Annotated in this window: 24 protein-coding genes and 1 pseudogene; 14 read left to right on the top strand and 11 right to left on the bottom strand. The window is 58.7% G+C overall.

Features of this window, described 5'->3' with window-relative positions; translation table 11 throughout:
- Positions 1–160 precede the first annotated feature (160 nt).
- Both Q7W83_RS19440 and Q7W83_RS19445 read left to right on the top strand, forming a co-directional pair.
- A complete protein-coding gene (locus Q7W83_RS19440; protein WP_150634043.1) occupies positions 161–886 on the top strand; it encodes an MBL fold metallo-hydrolase in 726 nt (241 codons plus the stop codon).
- Between the two features lie 54 nt (positions 887–940).
- Positions 941–1192: an acyl carrier protein gene (locus tag Q7W83_RS19445; protein WP_473656561.1), complete on the top strand. Its 252-nt coding sequence runs from the start codon at positions 941–943 to the stop codon at positions 1190–1192.
- A 93-nt stretch (positions 1193–1285) separates the two neighbouring features.
- Here the strand turns inward: Q7W83_RS19445 and Q7W83_RS19450 are convergent, their stop codons facing one another.
- The 4 genes from Q7W83_RS19450 to Q7W83_RS19465 all read right to left on the bottom strand — a co-directional run bounded on the left by Q7W83_RS19450 (position 1286) and on the right by Q7W83_RS19465 (position 3987).
- A complete protein-coding gene (locus tag Q7W83_RS19450) occupies positions 1286–1414 on the bottom strand; it encodes a PA1414 family protein (RefSeq protein ID WP_007914492.1) in 129 nt (42 codons plus the stop codon).
- A gap of 219 nt (positions 1415–1633) precedes the next feature.
- Positions 1634–2566 carry a DMT family transporter gene (locus Q7W83_RS19455; protein ID WP_150634045.1) on the bottom strand — a complete coding sequence of 311 codons (933 nt, stop codon included), beginning with the start codon at positions 2564–2566 and terminating at the stop codon, positions 1634–1636.
- Positions 2567–2699: 133 nt separating this feature from the next.
- The gene (locus Q7W83_RS19460; RefSeq protein WP_150634046.1) at positions 2700–3104 is read right to left on the bottom strand and encodes a DUF2177 family protein; all 405 of its coding nucleotides are present in this window, start codon (positions 3102–3104) and stop codon (positions 2700–2702) included.
- Between the two features lie 46 nt (positions 3105–3150).
- A complete protein-coding gene (locus Q7W83_RS19465; RefSeq protein WP_150634047.1) occupies positions 3151–3987 on the bottom strand; it encodes a CvfB family protein in 837 nt (278 codons plus the stop codon).
- A gap of 350 nt (positions 3988–4337) precedes the next feature.
- On the opposite strand from Q7W83_RS19465, the gene Q7W83_RS19470 reads away from it, so the two are divergent.
- The 3 genes from Q7W83_RS19470 (at position 4338) to Q7W83_RS19480 (ending at position 6383) form a co-directional block, all read left to right on the top strand.
- Positions 4338–4526, top strand: coding sequence for a hypothetical protein (locus tag Q7W83_RS19470; RefSeq protein ID WP_017337097.1), 189 nt, complete (start codon positions 4338–4340; stop codon positions 4524–4526).
- A 205-nt stretch (positions 4527–4731) separates the two neighbouring features.
- The gene (locus Q7W83_RS19475) at positions 4732–5448 is read left to right on the top strand and encodes a TorF family putative porin (RefSeq protein WP_150634048.1); all 717 of its coding nucleotides are present in this window, start codon (positions 4732–4734) and stop codon (positions 5446–5448) included.
- 65 nt (positions 5449–5513) lie between these two features.
- Positions 5514–6383: a DUF6279 family lipoprotein gene (locus Q7W83_RS19480; RefSeq protein ID WP_473656566.1), complete on the top strand. Its 870-nt coding sequence runs from the start codon at positions 5514–5516 to the stop codon at positions 6381–6383.
- 111 nt (positions 6384–6494) lie between these two features.
- On the opposite strand, the gene Q7W83_RS19485 is transcribed toward Q7W83_RS19480, so the two are convergent.
- Positions 6495–6884, bottom strand: a complete 390-nt coding sequence (locus Q7W83_RS19485) for a transcriptional regulator (RefSeq protein WP_150636409.1) — start codon at positions 6882–6884, stop codon at positions 6495–6497.
- 177 nt (positions 6885–7061) lie between these two features.
- On the opposite strand from Q7W83_RS19485, the gene Q7W83_RS19490 reads away from it, so the two are divergent.
- Together Q7W83_RS19490 and Q7W83_RS19495 are read left to right on the top strand one after the other, a co-directional pair.
- A complete protein-coding gene (locus tag Q7W83_RS19490; protein WP_150636407.1) occupies positions 7062–7796 on the top strand; it encodes a DUF899 domain-containing protein in 735 nt (244 codons plus the stop codon).
- Between the two features lie 258 nt (positions 7797–8054).
- Entirely contained in the window at positions 8055–8330 is a 276-nt protein-coding gene (locus Q7W83_RS19495) for a hypothetical protein (RefSeq protein WP_473656569.1), read from the top strand.
- A gap of 100 nt (positions 8331–8430) precedes the next feature.
- On the opposite strand, the gene Q7W83_RS19500 is transcribed toward Q7W83_RS19495, so the two are convergent.
- Positions 8431–9777, bottom strand: coding sequence for a DEAD/DEAH box helicase (locus Q7W83_RS19500; protein WP_084323398.1), 1347 nt, complete (start codon positions 9775–9777; stop codon positions 8431–8433).
- 193 nt (positions 9778–9970) lie between these two features.
- Between Q7W83_RS19500 and Q7W83_RS19505 the strand changes: the two genes are divergently transcribed.
- Positions 9971–11269 carry a mechanosensitive ion channel family protein gene (locus tag Q7W83_RS19505; protein ID WP_150653791.1) on the top strand — a complete coding sequence of 433 codons (1299 nt, stop codon included), beginning with the start codon at positions 9971–9973 and terminating at the stop codon, positions 11267–11269.
- 130 nt (positions 11270–11399) lie between these two features.
- Here the strand turns inward: Q7W83_RS19505 and Q7W83_RS19510 are convergent, their stop codons facing one another.
- Positions 11400–12044, bottom strand: a complete 645-nt coding sequence (locus tag Q7W83_RS19510; protein ID WP_150634053.1) for a hydrolase — start codon at positions 12042–12044, stop codon at positions 11400–11402.
- Positions 12045–12203: 159 nt separating this feature from the next.
- On the opposite strand from Q7W83_RS19510, the gene Q7W83_RS19515 reads away from it, so the two are divergent.
- The gene (locus Q7W83_RS19515) at positions 12204–13091 is read left to right on the top strand and encodes a LysR family transcriptional regulator (RefSeq protein WP_150634054.1); all 888 of its coding nucleotides are present in this window, start codon (positions 12204–12206) and stop codon (positions 13089–13091) included.
- Between the two features lie 42 nt (positions 13092–13133).
- On the opposite strand, the gene Q7W83_RS19520 is transcribed toward Q7W83_RS19515, so the two are convergent.
- The 3 genes from Q7W83_RS19520 to Q7W83_RS19530 form a co-directional block, all read right to left on the bottom strand.
- Positions 13134–14000: a carboxylate/amino acid/amine transporter gene (locus Q7W83_RS19520; protein WP_150634055.1), complete on the bottom strand. Its 867-nt coding sequence runs from the start codon at positions 13998–14000 to the stop codon at positions 13134–13136.
- A gap of 335 nt (positions 14001–14335) precedes the next feature.
- Positions 14336–14935, bottom strand: coding sequence for an FMN-dependent NADH-azoreductase (locus Q7W83_RS19525; RefSeq protein WP_150634056.1), 600 nt, complete (start codon positions 14933–14935; stop codon positions 14336–14338).
- A gap of 159 nt (positions 14936–15094) precedes the next feature.
- Entirely contained in the window at positions 15095–15409 is a 315-nt protein-coding gene (locus tag Q7W83_RS19530) for a hypothetical protein (protein WP_017337035.1), read from the bottom strand.
- Between the two features lie 49 nt (positions 15410–15458).
- Here Q7W83_RS19530 and Q7W83_RS19535 point away from each other — a divergent pair, with 49 nt between their 5' ends.
- The 5 genes and pseudogenes from Q7W83_RS19535 to aqpZ all read left to right on the top strand — a co-directional run bounded on the left by Q7W83_RS19535 (position 15459) and on the right by aqpZ (position 21204).
- Entirely contained in the window at positions 15459–16382 is a 924-nt protein-coding gene (locus tag Q7W83_RS19535; RefSeq protein WP_150634057.1) for a LysR family transcriptional regulator, read from the top strand.
- Positions 16383–16396: 14 nt separating this feature from the next.
- A pseudogene (locus tag Q7W83_RS19540) lies at positions 16397–17202 on the top strand (alpha/beta fold hydrolase).
- A gap of 3 nt (positions 17203–17205) precedes the next feature.
- Positions 17206–17763, top strand: coding sequence for a peptidylprolyl isomerase (locus Q7W83_RS19545; protein WP_150636401.1), 558 nt, complete (start codon positions 17206–17208; stop codon positions 17761–17763).
- A 90-nt stretch (positions 17764–17853) separates the two neighbouring features.
- Complete coding sequence (locus tag Q7W83_RS19550) at positions 17854–19686, top strand: ABC transporter ATP-binding protein (protein ID WP_150653789.1); 1833 nt, start codon at positions 17854–17856, stop codon at positions 19684–19686.
- Between the two features lie 822 nt (positions 19687–20508).
- Entirely contained in the window at positions 20509–21204 is a 696-nt protein-coding gene (gene aqpZ / locus Q7W83_RS19555) for an aquaporin Z (RefSeq protein WP_150634062.1), read from the top strand.
- A gap of 15 nt (positions 21205–21219) precedes the next feature.
- Here aqpZ and Q7W83_RS19560 read toward each other — a convergent pair whose 3' ends face one another.
- The gene (locus tag Q7W83_RS19560; protein WP_473656572.1) at positions 21220–22344 is read right to left on the bottom strand and encodes a GNAT family N-acetyltransferase; all 1125 of its coding nucleotides are present in this window, start codon (positions 22342–22344) and stop codon (positions 21220–21222) included.
- Positions 22345–22462: the final 118 nt, after the last annotated feature.

The raw sequence follows: 22462 nt of genomic DNA on the forward strand, positions 1-22462 counted from the left end.
ATGTCGTGCAGGGCTGCGTTACTCGGAGCTAATTTGGAACAACCAAACCACGCTCCTCGCGCCTTGCCCTGCACGACATCAGATCCGGCGCGGCGCATGAAATAAGGGAGGACACGCCCACTTGCCACACCCGTTTTTTTTCGTCTGGAGAAAACCTTTGATGAAGATTGTTTCTCGCGATCAGTGGTTCGAAGTCAAACAGCTAAGCGACGGCATCCGCCTGATTCACGAGCCGTACATCCGCCCCTTCTACCGCTGCAACCTCTGGCATATTCAGGGCCGTGACAAGGACCTGCTGCTGGATAGCGGCTCCGGGCTGGTGAGCCTGCGCGAGCAACTGCCGTGGATCACCGAGCGGCCGCTGGTGGCCGTGGCCAGTCATTGCCATTTCGACCACATTGCCGGTCATCACGAATTTGCCGAACGCCTGGTGCATCCCGCCGAGGCCGACATCCTTGCGGGACCTGACGGCGAAAACGATTTGAGCCGGGCATTCGTCGGCGACGACATGTTCGAGGCTCACCCCGATTGCCCGCTGTGCTACGCCGAATACCGGGTCAAAGCCGCACCGGCCACGGGGATGATTGAGGAAGGTGACGTGCTGGATCTGGGTGATCGTGTGTTGCAGGTGCTGCACACGCCGGGGCATTCGCCAGGAGGTATCAGCCTGTATGAAGCGGTCACCGAGACGCTGTTCAGCGGCGATATCATCTACGACGGCCCGCTGATCGAAGACGCCTACCATTCCAACCTCGACGACTACGCGCGCAGTCTGCAACGCTTGCGCGCGTTGCCAATCCGCACGGTGCATGGCGGGCATTTCGGGAGTTTTTCCGGAGAACATTTGCGCACGATGATTGATGAGTGGCAGCGCTCCCATGGCTGAGGCCTGCTGTACTCAACCCTGGGACAACAACAATAACGCCCTCGAAGAACGACCATGAAAAGAACCGTCGTGCGTGCCGCCGTTCATCAGTACATCAGCCGCTTGCTGGAAAGTCAGGATGTCTTTGACGATAACGCCAGCCTGGCGGAATTGGGCCTGGATAAAGCGGACATCGAAGACCTGATCATCCATCTGGAAGATGAGCTGGGGTTGACGGCGTTTACCGCTGAGGAAGACCGGATGCTCAATAGCGCCAGGACGGCGAATGATCTGAGTCGGTTTTTGATGGAAATCGGGCGGCATTGATTTCGCCCGATCTTTGAATCTACGTCTGCTACGCAGCCGAACGCAGCCTTCGGCAGCTGCAACAACACGGCTGCGGTCTTCCAGACCTGGACATTAGCGCCGACGCTGCTGGCGTCGACGCTGTTCGTCGTCAGTGCGAATTGGCACAGGTTGCAGAGGCGGTTCGATCAAACCGAGTGCGACACCCAGGTCATGCAGCCAGTTTTGAATTTTCTCTTTCATGGTGCCCCCTTCAGGGTAGTGCCGAGCGGCTGAAATTCTGTAGCCCCTTCACACTGATAATAGTCCGAAGTCCTACGCAATGCTCGGCAAAATCCGCAATGATCTGTTACTGAATTGATCCAAATACCTGACCATTAGTTCAGATAATCGCCTGGACCTGAATCCACCTCATCGGTAAACCGTCTGATTCACCGCGCGGCGGCTTGTTGTTCAGTCCGGTCAGAGCTGGCCGAGGGCCTTGCGCAAACGCCGGCGCACCCACTGCTCCGCGCTGACAAACGTGATGCCGAGCAGCACCAGCACGGCACCGATGACAAAGTTGAGACTCAGCGCCTCACCCAGCAACACCACGCCGAACGTGACACCGAACAACGGCGTCATGAACGAAAACACCGCGAGGTTCGCCGCCAGATACCGGCGCAACAGCCAGAACCACGTCAGGTAGCTGAAAAACGAGACCACCAGGCCCTGGAACAGCACGCTGGCCACGGCCACGGTGGTCAGGCTGACGTGGGTGACCTGGCCGCTGAGCATCGCGATCAGCAGCAGGCCGACGAAACCGACAATCAATTGGTAGAACAACGTGAGCGTCACCGGTGCCTCCGACAGGCGCGAGGCGCGCACCACCACGGTGGTCGCCCCCCAAGCGGCGCCGGCCAGCACGCCCAGTGCATCGCCCATCAGCATGCGGTGGTCGAGGTTGTCCCAAGACACCCCGCCGGCAAACGCGATGGCAATCCCGACAAACGCCAGAAAAATCCCCAACCATTGCACCGGCCTTAAACGCTCACTCGGCAACAGCCAGTGCACACCCAACGCGGTGAAGATCGGCGCCGTGTAAAGGAATACCGACATATGTGCGGCCGTGGTCAGCTGCAAGCCTTCGGAAATGAAGAAGAATTCCAGTCCAAACAGTGCGCCGGCCAGTAGTCCGCCGCGCCACGTATGGCTGACCTGATCCCAGCCGCCCTTCCAGCAGATCAGTAATCCTACAAGCAACGCAGAAATGCCCGACCGACCGGCCGCCTGCATGACCGGCGCGATGTCCGGCGCCGCCCACTTGATCATCACTTGCTGCACGCCCCAGATCAGGCACAACCCGATCATCACTTGCAGGGCAAACCCATCGGCGCTACGCCGGGTGGCGCTCACCGGAACACCTCTACAATACAATCCATGGCAGTGACTCACAGTAGAAAGCAAAGCCCCGACTCAGGGCCGGGGCGAAAAATTATGCTGTCGATTATTAACCAGATGGCCAGAAAAAGGAGCCTGCAGGAGACCTTCAAGTGACTACGGACGTCATCTTGCGCGACGCCCAATAGCCGGCAGTGCAAGCGATACCGGTCGCCAGGGTTCCCCACGCCATGTCCATCAGGGCCAACTGCGCTGACCAGCCATGCAGCGTCGCCCAGTTGCTGAGGTCATACGTGCCGTAAGCCACCAACCCCAACAATGCACCCAGGCGTGCGGCACGCGGCCAGGTACTCGCCGGCAACACCACGAACACCACACAACCGACGGCATAAAGCAGATAGAACGCCGCCGCCGGGGCCAGCAGCGGTTGGTCAAGCATCAGCGAACCGAGCAGCGCCCGATAGGTCGGGGCCATCAGTACGCCGAGCCAGAGGCCGTCGAGGACGAGAAACGCCAGCAAGGTGCCAGCGTAGGCATACAGCGCTTTTTTCATCGCAGTCCAACCTCATGTGATTGACCTGCATGGGGCCGGCGCGCGGTCAGCTTAGTTCAATGCGATCGGCATGAATCACGATCTGGCCATTCTTGTACAACGCACCGATGGCTTTCTTGAAGTTGCCCTTGCTGACGCCGAACATGCTGGTGATCACCGTCGGGTCGCTTTTGTCGCTCACCGGCAGCGTGCCGTTGTTGTCGCGCAACTTGGCGAGGATCTTCGAGTTCAGGCTGGTGGCGGCCTCTTCGCCGACCGGCTGCAGGCTCAGGCTGATCTTGCCGTCGGCACGGACTTCTTTGATAAAGCCCTTCTCTTCTTTACCGGCGCGCATGAACTTGAAGATTTCGTTCTTGTGGATCAAGCCCCAGTGCTTGTTATTGATGATTGCCTTGAAGCCCATATCGGTCGCTTCGGCAACCAGCAGATCAACTTCCTGGCCGGGGGTGTAGTTGGCCGGAGTCTTGTCCAGGTAGCGGTCCAGACGCGCGGTCGCGGTGATACGGCGGGTGTGCTTGTCGAGGTAGACGTGCACCACGACGTACTCGCCAGCGGTCATCTGACGTTTTTCTTCGGAATACGGCAGCAACAGATCCTTCGGCAGGCCCCAATCCAGGAAGACACCGATGCTGTTGACTTCAACGACTTTCAAACTGGCGAACTCACCGACCTGAACTTTCGGCTTTTCGGTTGTTGCGATGAGTTTGTCATCGCTGTCCAGATAAATAAAAACGTTGAGCCAGTCTTCATCTTCGCTGGGAATATCTTTGGGAATATAACGATTAGGCAGAAGGATTTCGCCGTCCGCGCCACCGTCCAGATATAAACCGAAGTTAGTGTGTTTAACCACTTGCAAACTGTTGTAACGCCCGACTAAAGCCATGTCCAATACCCTCATTGCGTGGGCGGCATTCTACCCGTTTTTACCGGCCGCGTTCGGCGGCCGGCCCGATGGCGCGAGAAAATCCTTTGCAGGCCTTAATTTTCCTGGGTTTTGTCACACGGGCTGGCCACTCGTCAGAACATCCCGAGCACTTTCGCTCCCCCCAGCCAAGCAAAAAAGCATTTCCATCCACCGATGTTCTTAGTTAAAACAGCAGCTTAGGGAAGTATTTCGAATAATAACTTGCGATTAATCCAGTTTCTGTGACGTGTATTTCAGGGGGATATTTACCAAGCAATTGTCAAGTATTTCCTGTACGATGCGTGGCCAAGTTAATTTTCTACAGGTTAATGGCCGCCATGCGTGTAAAAGCATCCAACAGCAAAGCAAAGCCAGCTCCAGCCGTTGAAACCAGCGAATCGATCAACAACCAGATTGCTGCGTTCCTCAAGTCCGGTGGCGAAATCCAGCAAATTGCCAAAGGCGTCAGCGGCCAGACGTTCGGCCCGTCCAAGCAGATCACGCTCGGCAAGAAGTAAGACCCCGCGTTAACTGGTCCCTAAGCGCTTTGAGCATCGAAGCGCTTGGACTGGAACCCTCCCGCAACACCCCGCCCAACCCACCAATATTTCAAAAATCGACGAACGGCCCTCGATGCCGAGCATTCGCCGGTATGCTTGCACACGTCTAGATCAAGCGTTTCAGCAGTTTTTGTTTCTGCTCCTCGCGGTCATGGAGTGACGCATGCTCAAACTCTCTCTTTTCTTGCTGGGCAACCTGCTTTTCTGCTCGGTCGCCAACGCGCAAGTTTTCCAGCGTGAGCTGGGCGACTTCGATCTCAAGCTGGGTACCACCCCCAGTCGCAGCATGGCCCAAGGGCTGGTCAAACCTTCGACCACCGGCTCTTTCCACGGCGGGCTCGACCTGAGTCACGACAGCGGCTTTTACTTCGGGCAGTGGTCCCCGAGCATGGGGTTGAGTCCGGGGAACAACCTTGAAGTGGATTCCTACGTGGGGTTTAAACAGCCCTTCGATCAAACCCTCGGTTACGAAGTCGGCATGATCCGTTACAGCTACCCGAAAGTGGACACGCTCGACACCCAGGAACTCTTCGGCGGCTTGACTCTGTTGGGCAGTCGTTTCGGCGCAGCGTTCAGCAACGATCCGGACAAACAGAACAGCACCGTATTCGCCGATCTCCGTGGCAATCAGCCGTTCGGGATCGGGATCAGCATGAAATACACCACTCACCAGCTCAACACCCCGGTATCGGTGGACGGCGGGTACGTAGGCAATTTCACCGACTGGTCACTGACCCTGTCCCGACCGTTCATGGGCATCGACCTTGACCTGATCTACAGCGACTCGAGCCTCAACGGCAGCGACTGCTCCGCCTATTCCGGACACAACAGTCAATGCGACGGCCTGGTCACCCTCAAGGCCGAACACGCGTTCTATTGATCGGCTGAACTGCCAGGCTCATCCTGCGTTCACATGAGAACCTACGCTTTCGCAAGGACTCGCCCATGTCGCGCTGGTTGAAATGTCTTGCCATCGTCATCACCCTCTTTCTCGCCCTCGGCGCCTGCAGCCGCGTGGGCCTGGCCTATCGTAACCTCGACGTGATCATTCCATGGACGCTCAGCGATTACCTGGACATGAACGGCGAACAGAAAGGCTGGTTCAACGAACGCCTGAAGGAACACCTGAGCTGGCACTGCACTACGCAATTGCCGGGCTATCTCGACTGGCTGGACCGTTTGCAGCTGATGGTAGAAACCAATCAGGTCACCGACGCCGAACTGCAAACCCGCACCCTGGAAGCCAAACAAGCCATCGCCCAGACCGCCCGGGAAATCACCCCGTCGGCCATCGAGTTGCTGCAGGGGCTGGACGACACGCAAGTTGCGGAAATGAACGAAGCCTTTGCCAAGGACCAGCACAAACGCCAAGAGAACTACGTAAAACCGTCGCTCGATCAGCAGATCAAGAAGCGTGGCGAGCGCATGGAAAAACGCCTGGATGACTGGATCGGTCCACTGAGTCCGCCTCAACAACAACGGGTCGTTGCCTGGTCAAATGCGTTGGGCGACCAGAACACCCAATGGATTGCCAACCGCGCTCATTGGCAGAAACAGTTCAGCGCAGCAGTTGCGCAGCGCCAGAGTCCGGAATTCCCACAGCGCATTGAGACGCTTCTGGTAAATCGAGAGAGCTTATGGACACCGGCCTACCGCCAGGCCTACGCCAACACCGAAGCTCAGGCACGCGGGTTGTTTGTCGATTTGATGGCCGAGAGCACGCCGGTCCAGCGTCAGCGGTTGCTGAAAAAAATCGAAGGCGTGCGCAAAGACTTCAATGATTTGAAGTGCCTGAAAGCAGCGAAGCAGGGATAGTCATCCACCGTCCTGTAGGAACTGGCTTGCCAGCGATAAGGCCATAACATCCATGTTGACCGAAATACCGCAATCGCTGGCGAGCCAGCGCCTACAAGGGTCGTGTGTACGTCAGGCAATCTGCGCCTTGGACGCCACCTCATCAAACGTCACCTCGTCCAGCGCATCTTCCTGGTCATCCAGCACCTGCCGCGGATGCTCATTGCCCGGAATGCTGCTGTCGATCAGGCTCAACAACCGCGAACCCCGCATTGTCAGCATGTAGTTCGAGCCGGTTCCGCCCTGCTCTTCAGGTCGAGATTCGATATAGCCCCGCTCCAACAGTAACTTTTCATACTCACCGGCCACCGCTTTCAGGTGATCCAGGTTTTCAGTCTGCTCGCCTTCCGCACCTTTTTCCGCCGCGTAATCTTCTGCATAGGGCCGCGGCGTAAAGCTGGGCGCAGCGTTTTGCACTTCGTGCAGCAGGCGTTCAATCAAATCCCAGTTATAAGTCGTCATCCTGTCCAACCTCCAAAGCCCGTGAGTGTGATGGCCTTCATAGGTTGTGACCGGCTACGTCGTCAGCCGTTCAGCCAGGCTTTTCGCCTCTGCCGACCGGCGGTATGTCGATTGGTGCGCAGGCCGAACGACTAGGCTGTGTAAGTCACCTCCCAGCCCCCCGCAGGAGAAAACCCGATGAACATTCAGAACCATCCGGTCGTGTCCCGAGAAGAATGGCTCACCGCCCGACGCCAACACCTGGCCCACGAAAAAGCCTTCACCCGGGAACGGGACAAACTCAGTGCCGAACGCCGAGCGCTGCCCTGGGTGAAAATCGACAAGGACTATCACTTCCAGGGCCCCAACGGCGAACTGAAACTGGCCGACCTGTTCGGCGGCCATAGTCAGTTGGTCATCTACCATTTCATGTTCGCCGACGGTTGGGACGAAGGCTGCCCCGGTTGTTCCTTCCTGTCCGACCACATCGACGGCGCCAACCAGCACCTGGCACATCACGACGTGGCGGTGGTGGCGGTTTCCCACGCACCCTTCGCCGAATTCCAGGCGTTCAAGCGACGCATGGGCTGGAAGTTCGACTGGGTTTCGTCAGAAGGCTGCGACTTCAACTACGATTTTGGCGTCTCGGCCCGAGCCGAAGATGTTGCCGCAGGAAAAGCCACCTACAACTACGAAAAGTCTGACAGCCCCGAAGAAGAACTCCCCGGCCTGAGTGTGTTTTATCGCAATGATGCCGGCGAAATCTTTCACACCTATTCCACCTACGCCCGAGGCCTGGACATGCTGGTCGGCGCTTACAACTACCTCGACCTCACGCCCAAGGGACGCAACGAAGAGGAGATCATGGAATGGGTGAAGCATCATGATCGATATGATGACAAGGTGACTTCAAGCTGCTGCCATGGGGGGTAGACAGCACCACTCGCGAGCATGCTTGCTCCTGCAGCGGTCCGGGCTGGATGCAACAAGGCCCGTGAACACCGCAAGCCCTGGAGCAAGCTTGCTCGCCATAGCTAATTGACATTCAACACCGATACAACTGACTCACTGCAATCGCCAGCGTTTGGCTTTCAGCTCGTCACTCGAACAAAAGGAGCCGATAGGCTGAACTTTCCCCTGATCTCACCCCTCAACCGGGTAACCCGCCTTTACCAGTGCTGAGGCCCGCCCATGAAAACCCTGCTGAAACTCACCCTCGCTGCCGCCCTCGCCTGTGCCCTGCCCGTTTGGGCCTGCACCCCCGAGGAGGCCACGATCAAACGCGAACAACTGGCCAAGGAAGTCGCCAAGCTCACCGAGCAGAATCCGAAGAAGGCCAAGGAGATCAACGATGAGTTGCAGAAAATGGATTTGGGGACAGCCAGCGCTGATCTGCCGGACAAGTGCCAGTTGATCGATCAGCGTATGAAGGAGTTGAAGACGGCGGATAAAAAAGCCGAAAGCTGATCTGTGGGAATGCCGCCCCGCAGTTCCTGCAACTAATTGATTTACGTGTATAAAAAAACCGGACGTTTGTCCGGTTTTTTTATGGAATCGCTACAGCGCCTTATTCAGCAGCCGGTGCTTCCGGCTTGCGGCGCTTGAGCGGCGCCATGCCGTCCTTGCTGACCAGCGACAGGGCGTCGGTCTTCGGGCGGTTGGCGATCTTGCGCTTGGTCGGTGCCTTGGCACCGGTTTTCTTCTTCTCGCCCTTGGCGTCGACCTTTTTCTTCTTCACGCCAACGGCTTTGCCCGAGGCCTTGACCTTTTTCGGCCCGCCGTAAGTGCCTTTGACTTCCTTGATGGTGCGGCGCTCGAAGCTCTGCTTGAGGTAGCGCTCGATGCTCGACATCAGGTTCCAGTCGCCGTGGCAGATCAGCGAGATGGCCAGGCCATCGTTGCCGGCGCGGCCGGTGCGACCGATACGGTGAACGTATTCGTCGCCGCTGCGTGGCATGTCGAAGTTGATCACCAGGTCGAGGCCATCGACGTCAAGGCCGCGAGCGGCAACGTCGGTGGCCACGAGGATTTTCACGCCGCCCTGCTTCAGGCGATCGATCGCCAGCTTGCGATCTTTCTGGTCTTTGTCACCGTGCAGGACAAACGCTTTGTATTCCTGCGCCACCAGGCGGCCGTAGATGCGGTCGGCCATGGCCCGGGTGTTGGTGAACACGATGGCCTTCTGATAGGTCTCGTTGGCCAACAGCCAGTTCACGATCTGCTCTTTGTGCTGGTTGTGGTCAGCGGTGATGATCTGCTGACGGGTGGTCGCGTTCAGATCGCTGACGTTGTTCAGCTGCAGGTGTTCCGGATTGTTCAGGACCTTGGCGACCATCTCGCGCAGGCCCGAACCGCCAGTGGTGGCGGAGAACAGCATGGTCTGCTGACGATTGGTGCACTCTTCCACCAGACGCTGCACGTCTTCGGCGAAGCCCATGTCGAGCATGCGGTCGGCTTCGTCGAGCACCAGCACTTCGACTTCTTTCAAGTCGAGGTTACCGGCGTTCAGTTGCTCGATCATCCGCCCTGGCGTACCGATCAGAATGTCCGGCACCTTGCGCAGCATGGCGGCCTGGACCTTGAAGTCTTCACCGCCGGTGATCAAACCGGACTTGATGAACGTGAACTGAGCGAAACGCTCGACTTCCTTGATGGTCTGCTGAGCCAGCTCGCGGGTCGGCAGCAGGATCAGGGTCTTGATGCTGACGCGGATTTTCGCCGGGCCGATCAGACGGTTGAGGATCGGCAAAACGAAAGCAGCGGTTTTGCCGCTACCGGTTTGCGCTGTCACCCGCAGGTCACGCCCTTGGAGCGCCAGCGGAATAGCCGCTGCTTGCACAGGCGTTGGCTCGACAAATTTAAGCTCGGCCACGGCTTTGAGCAGGCGTTCGTGCAGGGCGAATTGGGAAAACACGGGTGCTACCTCGAAGAAATACAAAAAAACAGCTGCATAGGGTAACGGTTTCGAGCGCGAAGGCCGAGTTTCTTTATGCAATCGAGCGTAAACAGTGGCTTTTTTGTTGCGTCTTTTGTCTTCAAACGTCATGCAAAGCGTCTTAAATGCTCTAATCGCTCCGACGCGTCCTACAGAAGAAACGGTTTTACCCATGGATATCAAACAGCTCTGGCTCAACGTCCAAGACCTCTGGGGTGCGCTCGATCAGCATCCGCTCCTGCATTCCGGCCTCGGGCTGCTTCTGTTGCTGGTGGTGGCACTGACCCTCGGACGAGTGGCGCGTTACCTGATCCTGCACGCGACCAAAATGCTCGGTCGCCAACCGGCGTTGCATTGGGTCAACGACTTTCGCCAGAACAAGGTGTTTCACCGCCTGGCGCAGATGACGCCGTCGCTGGTGATCCAGTTCGGCCTGCACCTGGTGCCGGAGCTGAACAAAACCAGCCTGATTTTCCTCGGCAATGTCGCACTGGCCTTCACCATTCTGTTCCTGGTGCTGGCCATCAGCGCCCTGCTCAATGCCTTGCTGGACATCTACGCCCGCACCGAACACGCCCGCACCCGCTCAATCAAAGGCTACGTGCAACTGGCGAAAATGGTGTTGTATGTGTTTGGCGCGATCATCATCGTCGCCACGTTGATCGACCGTTCTCCGCTGTTGCTGCTCTCGGGTCTGGGCGCCATGTCGGCGGTGATTCTGTTGGTCTACAAGGACACCCTGCTGTCGTTCGTCGCCAGCGTACAACTGACCAGCAACGACATGCTGCGGGTCGGCGACTGGATCGAGATGCCGCAAGTCGGCGCCGATGGCGATGTAGTGGACATCACACTGCACACGGTCAAGGTGCAGAACTTCGATAAAACCATCGTTTCGATTCCGACCTGGCGCCTGATGTCCGAATCGTTCAAGAACTGGCGCGGCATGCAGCAGTCCGGTGGACGACGGATCAAGCGCAGTCTGTTCATCGATGCCAGCGGCGTGCGATTCATCCGTGATGACGAAGAGCAGAAACTGTCCCAGGTGCATCTGCTGACCGACTACATCAGCCGCAAACAGGCGGAACTCAAGGCCTGGAACGAGGCGCAGGGCAACGTCGCGGCGATGTCGGCCAACCGTCGACGGATGACCAACATCGGGACCTTCCGCGCTTATGCGCTGGCGTATTTGAAGAGCCACACGGAGATTCAGCCGAACATGACCTGCATGGTCCGGCAGATGCAGACCACTGCGCAGGGGATTCCGCTGGAAATCTACTGCTTCACCCGCACCACGGCGTGGGCGGATTACGAGCGGATTCAGGGGGATATTTTCGATTATCTGCTGGCGGTGCTGCCGGAGTTTGGCTTGAGCCTTTATCAGCAGCCCAGTGGCGGGGATCTGCGTGCCGGATTACTACCGGCCATGCTGGGCGCAAGCCACATTCCCGAACCCGAAAAACACATCATGTAACCCCACAAAAACTTGTGGGAGCGGGCTTGCCCGCGATGGGGGTGTGCCAGTCAATGGTTCGTAGACTGACACTCCGCCATCGCGGGCAAGCCCGCTCCAACATGGACCGCATCGTTCAGATGATCACTGCTTACTTGACCTGACGCTGCGGCGCCTTGTGCACCATGGTGTAAGCGTAATCCACGCCCATGCCATACGCGCCGCTGTGTTCCAGCACCAGTTCCATCACGGCCTCGTAAGTATCTTTGTGTGCCCAGTCACGCTGGTATTCCAGCAGCACTTGTTGCCAGGTGACCGGCACCGCGCCTGCCTGAATCATCCGCTGCACCGACATGTCGTGAGCTTCTTTGGTGGTGCCGCCGGACGCGTCGGTCACGATGTACACCTCGTAGCCTTCAGCGAGCGCTTCCAGCGCCGGGAAGGTCAGGCAGACTTCGGTCCAGAGCGCGGCAATGATCAGCTTCTTGCGACCGGTGGCCTTCACCGCGTCAACCAGCGCCTTGTCTTCCCAGGAGTTCATCGAGGTGCGCTCGATCGGCTTTTGATCCGGGTGCACGGCCAGCAACTCCGGCCAGATGAAACCGCTGAAGCTTTCGGTTTCCACCGAAGTGTAGATCGTCGGCACGTTGAAGATCTTGGCAGCCTTGGCCAGGCCAACCGTGTTGTTCTTCAGGGTCTGACGGTCGATCGACTGCACGCCGAAAGCCATTTGCGGCTGGTGGTCAATCAGGATCAGAGCGGAGTTGGTTGGGTTGAGCAGTTCACGAATAGACATGGCGCGTTCCTTTTGATGTCGATAATTCAAATCAGTAATGGGTGAGTCGACGCGGCTTCCAGAGGCTTTGTCGTCGGCTTGGATGTCACTTTAGGGGCTAGCAGAGAAAGGGACAATTCCCTAAAATCGAGAATCATTGATTCTAAAATAGGGACAATCATGGACCGCATCGAATGCATGCGCGCGTTCGTCGTCACGGTCGGCGAGAACGGCTTCGCCGCTGCTGCACGGGCAATGGATGTGCCGCGATCTAAAGTCAGCAAACAGATTCAGGCGCTGGAGGAAGCCATCGGCGTGCAATTGCTGCAGCGCACCACGCGCAGCCTGCACCTGACCGAGGCTGGCGCGGAGTATTTCGACGCGGCGCGGGAAGTACTGGCCTCGCTGGACGAGGCCGAACAGCGTGCACGTAACGGCATCGGCGAGTTACGCGGGGTGCTGCGCGTCAATGCGCCAATGTCTTTCGGGTTGCGCCGACTGGGGCCGCTGATTCCCCTGTTTCATGAACAACACCCGAATATAGAGCTGCAACTGGTACTCAGCGACCAGCAGGTTGACCCGGTGCGCGGTGGTTTCGACGTGACCATCCGCATCGCCAGCATGCCGGACTCGACGATGATTGCCCGGCAACTGGCGCCGGCTCCGCGCATCATGGTCGCCTCACCCGCTTATCTCGAACGCGCAGGCACGCCGCAGACGCCGCAGGATCTGCGCGCCCATCAATGTTTGAACTACGGATATTTGCAAAGCGGCGTGAGTTTGCAGCTGTGCAACGGCAAGGAAACCCAACGGGTCAACGTCACGGGTCCGTTGCACGCCAACAATGGCGACTTGCTCGCCCAGGCCGCCGAGGCCGGCATGGGCATCGCGCTGTTGCCCAACTTCATTGTCGAAGATGCGCTGGCGGCTGGCCGGTTGGTGCCGGTGATGTGTGAATGGCAGGCGCCTGCGATCACGATTAACGCGGTCTATCCATCGGCACGCCGGGTGCCGCAGAAGACCCGGACGTTCATTGAGTTTCTGGTGGCGCAGCTGGCAGAGATATAACGCAAAATTTGGTAGGAGCCGGCTTGCTGGCTCCTACGGGAGTCAGGTCGTAGCCAAGGACTTTCGTACACCCAGTCGACTGATCCACACCGCCATCAAAATCACCGATCCGCCAAAGAACAACCGCCCCAGCTCCTCATGCTGATTCCAGATCAGCAGATTGATCAGCAGCCCCACCGGCACATGCAGATTGTTCATCACCGCCAGCGTCCCGCCATTGACCAGGCACGCGCCCTTGTTCCACCAGTACAACCCCAACGCGGTCGAGACCAGACCGAGGAACCCCAGCACGCCCCATTGCAGCGGTGCTTCGGGCAGAAAATTCTGTTTGCCGAACAGCAGAAAGGCCGGCAATGCCACCGCCAGTGCGCCCAGATAGAAATAACCGAAGCGCCGGTAGTGCGGCAGATCGCTTGGATGACGCGCCACCAGATGCTTATAAAGCACCTGCCCCGCGGCGTAGGTGAAGTTGGCCAGTTGCAGCAACAGGAACCCCATGAAGAAATCCGGGTTGATCCGGTCGTAGCGAATCACCGCCGCGCCGAGCACCGCCACCAGCGCCGCGACCAGGGCCCATGGATTGAAGCGCCGGTTCAGCGCGTCTTCGATCAGCGTCACATGCAGCGGCGTGAGAATGGTAAACAGCAACACTTCCGGCACCGTCAGCACCCGGAAGCTCAGGTACAGGCAGACGTAAGTCACGCCGAACTGCAACGCACCGATCAACAGCATGCCGCGCATGAACGCCGGCTCCACCGAGCGCCAGCGCGTCAACGGAATAAACACCAGGCCCGCCAGCAGCACCCGCACCAGAACCGCGAAGTAACTGTCGACATGACCGGCCAGGTATTCGCCGATCAGACTGAAGGAAAACGCCTGGATCAGCGTGACAAAAAGTAGATAGCCCATGCTCGCCTCGTTTTGAATGGCGGCGACGATAGCGGGTTTTGTCGGCGATCGCGAGAACACACAGATCTCTGTGGGAGCGGGCTTGCCCGCGATGACGGTATATCAGCCGACATACATGGTGAATGTGGCGCCGCCATCACGGGCAAGCCCGCTCCCACAGGTTTATGTGTACGCCCATCAAATCGCAGGCAAAAAAAAGCCCGATCGCGCTAAAGCGTTCAATCGGGCTACAGCACTCAGGAGCAACAAGTGCAAAGGGAGGTCGATGCGCGTACAGGCTTGAAGGGTTGCGCCAGGTCACTAGACCATCCAGTGATTATCTGGCGATTAACGGGTCAGGCAACCTGGGAAAGCTTGGCGTTGGCCTGGTTCAGGCCCTTCTCCTGGAAGTCGCCGCCCAGGTTCATGCCTTCGGCGTGGATGAAGGTCACGTCGTGAATGCCGATGAAGCCCATGACCTGACGCAGGTACGGTTCCTGATGATCCGCAGTGCTGCCGGAATAGATCCCGCCGCGAGCGGTCAACACGTAAGCGCGCTTGCCGCTGAGCAGGCCTTGCGGGCCGGTGTCGGTGTACTTGAAGGTCACGCCGGCACGCAGCACGTGGTCGAGCCAGGCTTTCAGCGTGCTCGGGATCGCGAAGTTGTACATCGGCGCAGCCATGACCAGTACGTCAGCGGCCAGCAATTCATCGGTCAACTGGTTGGAGCGTTCCAGGGAAGCCTGTTCGATGTCATTGCGCTGCTCGGCGGGTTTCATCCAGCCGCCCAGCAGGTTGATGTCCAGGTGCGGCACCGGGTTGACGGCCAGGTCACGGACGGTGATCGGGTCGTTCGGGTGAGCGGTTTTCCACTGGCTGATGAAGGTCTGGGTCAGTTGACGCGAAACAGAGTCTTGCTGACGGGCGCTGCTTTCGATGATCAGAACGCGGGACATGGGATGTAGCCTCCATCTGAGAATGCTGTAAGTCGATGGAGTGAAGGTTAAACAGAGTCATATCGATGAAAAAGCGCAAATAACTGCTACAACCCATCAATAAATTCGTTTATAAGCTGAATGCACCCTGTGGAAGCGAACGCCCACAGGGTCTCGATGCTATTTCGGGGTGCAGGTCAGATTGATGCGCATCTTGATGATGGTCCGGTTGAACTTGGCGGTGGCATTTTTGTGCTTGCCGGCGGCCACTTCGATATTGCGAGTGCGCGGTGCTTCCGGACCGTTATTGAAAACCACCTTACAGACCGCATCGGTGCTGCCGTAGTTGTTCACCTGAATGGAGGCGATGTCGGTATCCGTGTCATACGTGTTGTAGTCGATGCTCAAGCCGTTCAACTGTTTTTGTACGTCGATCGGGTAAGCAAAGGCAGTCAGCGGCAACATCGCCAACACCACACAACAGAATTTTTTCATTCGGCAGTCTCCAATAAGGACCGCCAGCTTAGGACAAGAGGAGCTCAAGATGAAAGCGCCCCGCGTGACCCTTGATCAATGGCGAACGTTACAGGCCGTGGTCGACCACGGCGGTTTCGCCCAGGCCGCCGAGGCGCTGCACCGCTCGCAATCGTCGGTCAGCTACACCGTGGCGCGCATGCAGGATCAGCTCGGCGTGCCATTGCTGCGCATTGACGGTCGCAAAGCCGTATTGACCGATGCCGGCGGCGTACTGCTGCGCCGTTCTCGGCAACTGGTCAAACAGGCCAGCCAGCTGGAAGACCTGGCGCATCACATGGAGCAAGGCTGGGAGGCAGAAGTGCGGCTGGTGGTCGACGCCGCGTACCCGAGCGCCCGGCTCGTCCGCGCCCTGACTGCGTTCATGCCGCAAAGCCGTGGCTGCCGGGTGCGGCTGCGCGAAGAAGTGTTGTCGGGCGTTGAAGAAGTCCTGCTCGAAGGCGTGGCTGACCTGGCGATCACCGGTTTCAGTATTCCTGGCTATCTGGGCGCGGAATTGAGCGACGTCGAATTCGTCGCCGTCGCCCACCCCGAGCACGCCCTGCACCGTCTGAACCGTGAACTGAATTTCCAGGACCTGGAAAGCCAGATGCAAGTGGTGATCCGCGATTCCGGCCGCCAACAGCCACGGGATGTCGGCTGGCTCGGCGCCGAACAGCGCTGGACCGTCGGCAGCCTCGCCACTGCCGCGACCTTTGTCGGCAGCGGGCTGGGTTTCGCCTGGTTGCCGCGGCACATGATCGAACGCGAACTGAGGGAAGGGACGCTCAAGCTGCTACCGTTGGATCAGGGCGGCAGCCGTAACCCGAGCTTCTACCTGTACTCGAACAAGGACAAACCCTTGGGCCCGGCCACGCAAATCCTCATCGAACTGCTGCGTACCTTCGACACCGCGCCGCTGGATGCGCCTTTCGCCGCCCCAGAACAAGCCTGACACGGAGTGATCGCATGGCCTATTTCGAACACGAAGGTTGCAACCTGCACTATGAGGAATATGGCCACGGTACGCCGTTGCTGCTGGTTCACGGGCTCGGTTCGAGCACCCTGGACTGGGAAAAACAGATCCCGGCATTGTCGGCCCACTACCGGGTGATCGTCCCGGATGTGCGCGGCCACGGTCGCTCCGACAAACCCCGCGAGCGCTATAGCATCGCCGGGTTCAGCGCCGACCTGGTCGCCCTGATCGAACATCTGAACCTCGGCCCGGTACATTATGTGGGTCTGTCGATGGGCGGCATGATCGGCTTCCAGCTGGCGGTGGATCAGCCGCAATTGCTCAAAAGCCTGTGCATCGTCAACAGCGCGCCCGAGGTCAAATTGCGCAGCCGCGACGATTACTGGCAGTGGTTCAAGCGCTGGAGCCTGATGCGCGCACTCAGCCTGGGCACCATCGGCAAAGCCCTTGGAGGCAAACTGTTCCCCAAGCCGGAACAGGTCGAATTGCGTCAAAAGATGGCCGAGCGCTGGGCAAAAAACGACAAACATGCTTATCTCGCCAGCTTCGATGCGATTGTTGGCTGGGGTGTTCAGGAACGACTTTCCCGAGTGTCCTGTCCAACCCTCATCGTCAGCGCCGACCGTGACTACACACCGGTGTCGCTGAAGGAGACTTACGTAAAACTGCTGCCTGATGCGCGGCTGGTGGTGATCGCCGATTCGCGTCACGCCACCCCGCTGGATCAACCCGAACGCTTCAACCAAACCCTGCTCGAGTTTCTCACCGCAGTCGACACCACCACACTCAGGATCACTGACCCATGCTGAAAAAAATTGCCCTCGTCGCTGGCACCGTTCTGTTTGCCGCCAACCTGATGGCCGCTACGCCCGCCAAGGCACCACACGTTCTGCTGGAAACCACCAACGGCCAGATCGAAATCGAACTGGACCCGGTCAAGGCGCCGATCAGTACCAAGAACTTCCTTGAGTACGTCGACAGCGGCTTCTACAACAACACTATTTTCCACCGTGTGATCCCGGGCTTTATGGTCCAGGGCGGTGGTTTCACCCAACAAATGCAGCAAAAAGAAACCAAGGCTCCGATCAAGAACGAATCCAAAAACGGCCTGCATAACGTCCGTGGCACGCTGTCCATGGCACGCACCTCCGTGCCGGATTCGGCCACCAGCCAGTTCTTCATCAACGTCAAGGACAACGACTTCCTGGACCAGGGCGATGGCTATGCGGTCTTCGGTAAAGTCGTGAAAGGCATGGATGTCGTGGACGTCATCGTCAACTCGCAAACGACTACCCGCAACGGCATGAAAGATGTGCCGGCCGATCCTGTGTTCATCAAGTCGGCCAAGCGCATCGACTAAGAGCCACCCGCACAGGGATGTTGAGCGGCCGCCGGCATTCGGTGCCGCTCATAGTGTTTAAAGGAGAGCCCGCACGCGGGCGGAGAACAAATGCTTTATCGCCGTTTTGAGAAACTGATCGACGTATTCCGTGACGCCCCGACGGCGGCTCCGCCCGACCGTGTTCTGCCCTTCTATACCTATTACCTGAAGCAAGTCTGGCCGATGTTTGCGGTGTTGCTGATCGTCGGCCTGTTCGGTGCGCTGATCGAAGTGGCGCTGTTCAGCTACCTGAGTCGCATCATCGATTTGACTCAAGGCACACCCAACGTCGACTTCTTCAAGATCCACGGCGTGGAACTGGCCTGGATGGCCGTGGTTGCGCTGATCCTGAGACCCCTGTTTCTCGCCTTGCATGACATGCTGGTGCACCAGACCCTGAGCCCGAGCATGACCAGCATGATCCGCTGGCAAAACCACAGTTATGTGCTCAAGCAGAGCCTGAATTTCTTCCAGAACGACTTCGCCGGGCGCATCGCCCAACGCATCATGCAAACCGGCAACTCGTTGCGCGATTCCGCCGTGCAAGCGGTGGACGCGCTGTGGCATGTGCTGATCTACGCGATCAGTTCGCTGGTGCTGTTCGCCGAAGCCGACTGGCGCCTGATGATCCCGTTGTTGACCTGGATCGCCGCCTACATCGGCGCCCTCTGCTACTTCGTGCCACGAGTGAAAGAGCGCTCGGTGGTGTCCTCGGATGCGCGCTCCAAGCTCATGGGCCGGATCGTCGATGGCTACACCAACATCACCACGTTGAAGCTGTTCGCCCACACCAATTTCGAGCAGCAATACGCCAAGGAAGCCATCGAGGAACAGACGGTCAAAGCCCAACTGGCCGGCCGCGTGGTCACGAGCATGGACGTGGTCATCACCAGCATGAACGGCTTGCTGATCGTCAGCACCACGGGCCTGGCCCTGTGGCTGTGGACGCAGTCGCTGATCACGGTGGGCGCCATTGCGCTGGCCACCGGCCTGGTGATCCGCATCGTCAACATGTCCGGCTGGATCATGTGGGTGGTCACGGGCATTTTCGAAAACATCGGCATGGTGCAGGACGGTTTGCAGACCATCTCGCAACCGGTCAGCATCACCGATCGTGCGGAAGCCAAACCACTGACCGTCGATCGCGGCGAAGTGCGTTTCGAGCACGTGGATTTCCACTACGGCAAGAAGAGCGGGATCATCGGCGACCTCAACCTGACGATCAAACCGGGTGAAAAAATCGGCTTGATCGGCCCGTCCGGTGCTGGCAAATCGACCCTGGTCAACTTGCTGCTGCGCCTCTACGACGTGCAGGGCGGGCGGATCCTGATCGACGGCCAGAACATCGCCGAAGTCGGCCAGGAAAGCCTGCGCGAGCGCATCGGCATGATCACTCAGGACACGTCGCTGCTGCACCGCTCGATCCGCGACAATTTGCTTTACGGCAAACCCGATGCCACCGACGCCGAACTCTGGGAAGCGGTGCACAAGGCCCGGGCCGACGAGTTCATTCCGTTGCTGTCGGACGCCGAAGGGCGCACCGGGTTTGATGCGCATGTGGGTGAGCGCGGGGTGAAACTCTCCGGTGGTCAGCGTCAGCGGATCGCCATCGCCCGCGTGCTGCTCAAGGACGCGCCGATTCTGATCATGGACGAAGCCACCTCCGCACTGGACTCGGAAGTTGAGGCGGCGATCCAGGAAAGCCTCGAAACCCTGATGCAGGGTAAAACCGTGATTGCCATCGCCCACCGGCTTTCGACCATTGCGCGGATGGACCGCTTGGTGGTGCTGGAAAAAGGCCAGATTGCCGAAACGGGGACCCATGCTGAACTGCTGGCGCATGGCGGGTTGTACGCGCGGTTGTGGCAACACCAGACTGGGGGGTTTGTCGGGATCGATTGAGGCTGTTTTATTGGGTGAATATCCGTTTTTTCGGTGATGGCTGATAGGGGTTCCGCCCTTACGGCGGGTGACCTGGAAGAGCGGAACGCCAACTAACCAAGCGCCTGCGCCCCTGACGTACGGTGCCTCGCCATGGCTCGGCATCCCCTCGCTCCTCAAGCGTACGCGTTCCCCCTGTGGGAGCTAGCCTGCTAGCGATGGACGTCAACGATAACGCGTGCGGTCTGAGTAAACGCGGTGTCTGGGCATCCATCGCTAGCAGGCTAGCTCCCACAGGGGATTTTTGGTGGACATGACATTGGTGTTCACCGCCGATGATCCAGACGGACTTCAGGTCGGCTATCAGGCCGCCTCGCTTTGGCTTTTGATCTTGATCTGCCCCGTAGGAAGGCCGAGCGCAGGTTCTGTGCAGTGGGCAACCCGGCAGGGATGGCCAATGGCGGCGGCCCCACGGAGCAGGACCGGAGCGAGGGCATAGCGAGCCTGGGCGAGCCACCGTACGTCAGGGGCGCAGGCGCTTGGTTACTTGGCGCCGGGCGGCGTTCCGTTCTTCCAAGTAACCCGCCGTAAGGGCGGAACCGTAGGCAGCCGTAACCGCAGAAACGGATATGCCCCGAATCCCGATCCCAATCCCAATCCCAATCCCAATCCAATAAACCCGCCCCAACCCGCCACCCACAAGCCCCGGCAGTTCCCATACCCACTGGAATTCCATAAAAACCCTGCTGTACTCAGCCAAGGTTCTGGGGATGAGCCTGTCGTAAATCTGCAGGATGCATAACTCGATACAGTCTCGATAGGAAGCCTATCAAGGACGCTCTCATGTCTCTGTTCAAACGTTCAGTCACTGAGTTGTTAGGTACGTTCTGGCTGGTGTTGGGGGGTTGCGGCAGTGCGGTTCTGGCCGCGTCTTCTCCGCTGGGGATCGGTGTGCTCGGCGTGGCCATTGCGTTTGGTCTCACCGTGCTGACCATGGCATTCGCCATCGGCCATATCTCCGGTTGCCATCTCAACCCCGCCGTATCGGTCGGTTTGTTCGTGGGAGGCCGGTTCCCGGCCAAAGAACTGCCCGCCTACATCATCGCCCAGGTCATTGGAGGGATTATCGCCGCCGCGTTGATCTACTACATCGCCAGCGGCAAGGAAGGTTTCGACCTCTCTGCCGGCCTGGCCTCCAACGGCTACGGCGAACACTCCCCCGGTAAATACTCGATGGCCGCAGGCTTTGTCTGTGAGCTGGTGATGACGGCGATGTTTGTGCTGATCATCCTCGGCGCCACCGATAAACGTGCACCCGCCGGGCTGGCGCCAATCGCCATCGGCCTGGCCCTGACGCTGATCCACCTGATCTCGATTCCCGTCACCAACACCTCGGTCAACCCGGCCCGCAGCACCGGCCCGGCACTGATTGTCGGCGGCTGGGCCATCGCGCAATTGTGGATGTTCTGGGTCGCGCCGCTGCTGGGCGCGGTGGTCGGCGGTGTGACGTATCGATGGCTGGGCAAGGAAGGCACTTGACCCCATGAACGAGGATCAGTCTTGCCGATAGGGCAAGGCGGTCCTCGCTTCCTCGGCATACGCCAACACACCGAGACGCTCCTGGTGAAGGAAGTCTTTGACCGCCGCTTTCAAGCCGGGATGGCGCAAGTAGTGCCAGGAGTGGGTGATCACCGGTTCAAACCCGCGAATCAGTTTGTGCTCACCCTGAGCACCGGCATCGAAACGCTGAAAGCCGTGGGCAATCGCGTAGTCCATCCCTTGATAGAAACACGTCTCGAAATGCAGACGATCGAACTCCGCCAGACAGCCCCAGTAACGGCCATAAAAACTGTCGCCGCCGACGAGGCTGAAGGCCATGGCCACCGGTCGTGAGCCTTGTTTGGCCAGGACCACGCGAATGGATTCCGGCATGCGTTCGGCCAACAGACTGAAAAACTCCCGCGTCAGATAGGGCCGTTGCCGACGCACCGCGTAGGTATTGGCGTAACAGGCGTAAACGAAATCCCACTGCGCCTGATCCAGTTGCCGGCCTTCCAGCCACTCAAAGTCGAAGCCCTGCCCCGCTACTTGCTCGCGTTCTTTGCGCATCTGCTTGCGCTTGCGCGAACTGAGGACGTCAAGGAAGTCCTGAAAATCCCGATAGCCGCGATTTTGCCAGTGGTACTGACAGCCGATGCGCTGCAGCCAGCCGGGATGTTCGGCCAATGCCGCGTCAGTGAATGAATCGGTGAAATTGATGTGCGCACTGGAGAGTGCTTCGATCTCGAGGTAGCCGGGCAAACTCTTCAGCAGTTCGAAACCGTCCTCAACCGTGGCCGCCAGCAAACGCGGTCCGCTGACTGGGCTGAAGGGCACGGCAGTCAGCAATTTTGGGTAATAGTCGATGCCGGCACGCTCGCACGCATCGGCCCAGGCGTGATCGAACACGTACTCACCGTAGGAGTGCCATTTGCGATAACTGGGCAGCGCAGCGATCAACCGATCACCTTCCATATGCAACAAATGCTCGGGCTGCCACCCGGAATGCGGGCCGACGCTGCCACTGTCTTCCAGTGCGCTGAGAAAGGCATGACGCAGAAATGGCTGATCATCCGGCACCAGGGCATCCCAGGTGTGCGGCGCTATTTCGGACAGACGTTCCAGACGTTGCAGCGGCATCACTTCCCTCTCCACTTCTTGGCGTAACAGCCTCGCGAGTATCGCCTATAGCGGCGCAATCCACACCCGCGATACGCCGACAGGGCCCGGAATAGAAAGTTCATTCGAGTTTTGTATC

The sequence above is a fragment of the Pseudomonas sp. 300 genome (assembly GCF_055803035.1).

Excerpts from the sequence above, each read along its gene's own strand:
- Q7W83_RS19510 (WP_150634053.1), bottom strand. The coding sequence starts at position 12,044 with ATGTCTATTCGTGAACTGCTCAACCCAACCAACTCCGCTCTGATCCTG.
- Q7W83_RS19470 (WP_017337097.1), top strand. The coding sequence starts at position 4,338 with ATGGCCGCCATGCGTGTAAAAGCATCCAACAGCAAAGCAAAGCCAGCT.
- Q7W83_RS19520 (WP_150634055.1), bottom strand. The coding sequence starts at position 14,000 with ATGGGCTATCTACTTTTTGTCACGCTGATCCAGGCGTTTTCCTTCAGT.
- aqpZ (WP_150634062.1), top strand. The coding sequence starts at position 20,509 with ATGTCTCTGTTCAAACGTTCAGTCACTGAGTTGTTAGGTACGTTCTGG.
- Q7W83_RS19545 (WP_150636401.1), top strand. The coding sequence starts at position 17,206 with ATGCTGAAAAAAATTGCCCTCGTCGCTGGCACCGTTCTGTTTGCCGCC.
- Q7W83_RS19490 (WP_150636407.1), top strand. The coding sequence starts at position 7,062 with ATGAACATTCAGAACCATCCGGTCGTGTCCCGAGAAGAATGGCTCACC.
- Q7W83_RS19495 (WP_473656569.1), top strand. The coding sequence starts at position 8,055 with ATGAAAACCCTGCTGAAACTCACCCTCGCTGCCGCCCTCGCCTGTGCC.
- Q7W83_RS19505 (WP_150653791.1), top strand. The coding sequence starts at position 9,971 with ATGGATATCAAACAGCTCTGGCTCAACGTCCAAGACCTCTGGGGTGCG.
- Q7W83_RS19475 (WP_150634048.1), top strand. The coding sequence starts at position 4,732 with ATGCTCAAACTCTCTCTTTTCTTGCTGGGCAACCTGCTTTTCTGCTCG.
- Q7W83_RS19485 (WP_150636409.1), bottom strand. The coding sequence starts at position 6,884 with ATGACGACTTATAACTGGGATTTGATTGAACGCCTGCTGCACGAAGTG.
- Q7W83_RS19515 (WP_150634054.1), top strand. The coding sequence starts at position 12,204 with ATGGACCGCATCGAATGCATGCGCGCGTTCGTCGTCACGGTCGGCGAG.
- Q7W83_RS19445 (WP_473656561.1), top strand. The coding sequence starts at position 941 with ATGAAAAGAACCGTCGTGCGTGCCGCCGTTCATCAGTACATCAGCCGC.
- Q7W83_RS19535 (WP_150634057.1), top strand. The coding sequence starts at position 15,459 with ATGAAAGCGCCCCGCGTGACCCTTGATCAATGGCGAACGTTACAGGCC.
- Q7W83_RS19530 (WP_017337035.1), bottom strand. The coding sequence starts at position 15,409 with ATGAAAAAATTCTGTTGTGTGGTGTTGGCGATGTTGCCGCTGACTGCC.
- Q7W83_RS19560 (WP_473656572.1), bottom strand. The coding sequence starts at position 22,344 with ATGCCGCTGCAACGTCTGGAACGTCTGTCCGAAATAGCGCCGCACACC.
- Q7W83_RS19480 (WP_473656566.1), top strand. The coding sequence starts at position 5,514 with ATGTCGCGCTGGTTGAAATGTCTTGCCATCGTCATCACCCTCTTTCTC.
- Q7W83_RS19465 (WP_150634047.1), bottom strand. The coding sequence starts at position 3,987 with ATGGCTTTAGTCGGGCGTTACAACAGTTTGCAAGTGGTTAAACACACT.
- Q7W83_RS19460 (WP_150634046.1), bottom strand. The coding sequence starts at position 3,104 with ATGAAAAAAGCGCTGTATGCCTACGCTGGCACCTTGCTGGCGTTTCTC.
- Q7W83_RS19550 (WP_150653789.1), top strand. The coding sequence starts at position 17,854 with ATGCTTTATCGCCGTTTTGAGAAACTGATCGACGTATTCCGTGACGCC.
- Q7W83_RS19440 (WP_150634043.1), top strand. The coding sequence starts at position 161 with ATGAAGATTGTTTCTCGCGATCAGTGGTTCGAAGTCAAACAGCTAAGC.
- Q7W83_RS19525 (WP_150634056.1), bottom strand. The coding sequence starts at position 14,935 with ATGTCCCGCGTTCTGATCATCGAAAGCAGCGCCCGTCAGCAAGACTCT.
- Q7W83_RS19450 (WP_007914492.1), bottom strand. The coding sequence starts at position 1,414 with ATGAAAGAGAAAATTCAAAACTGGCTGCATGACCTGGGTGTCGCACTC.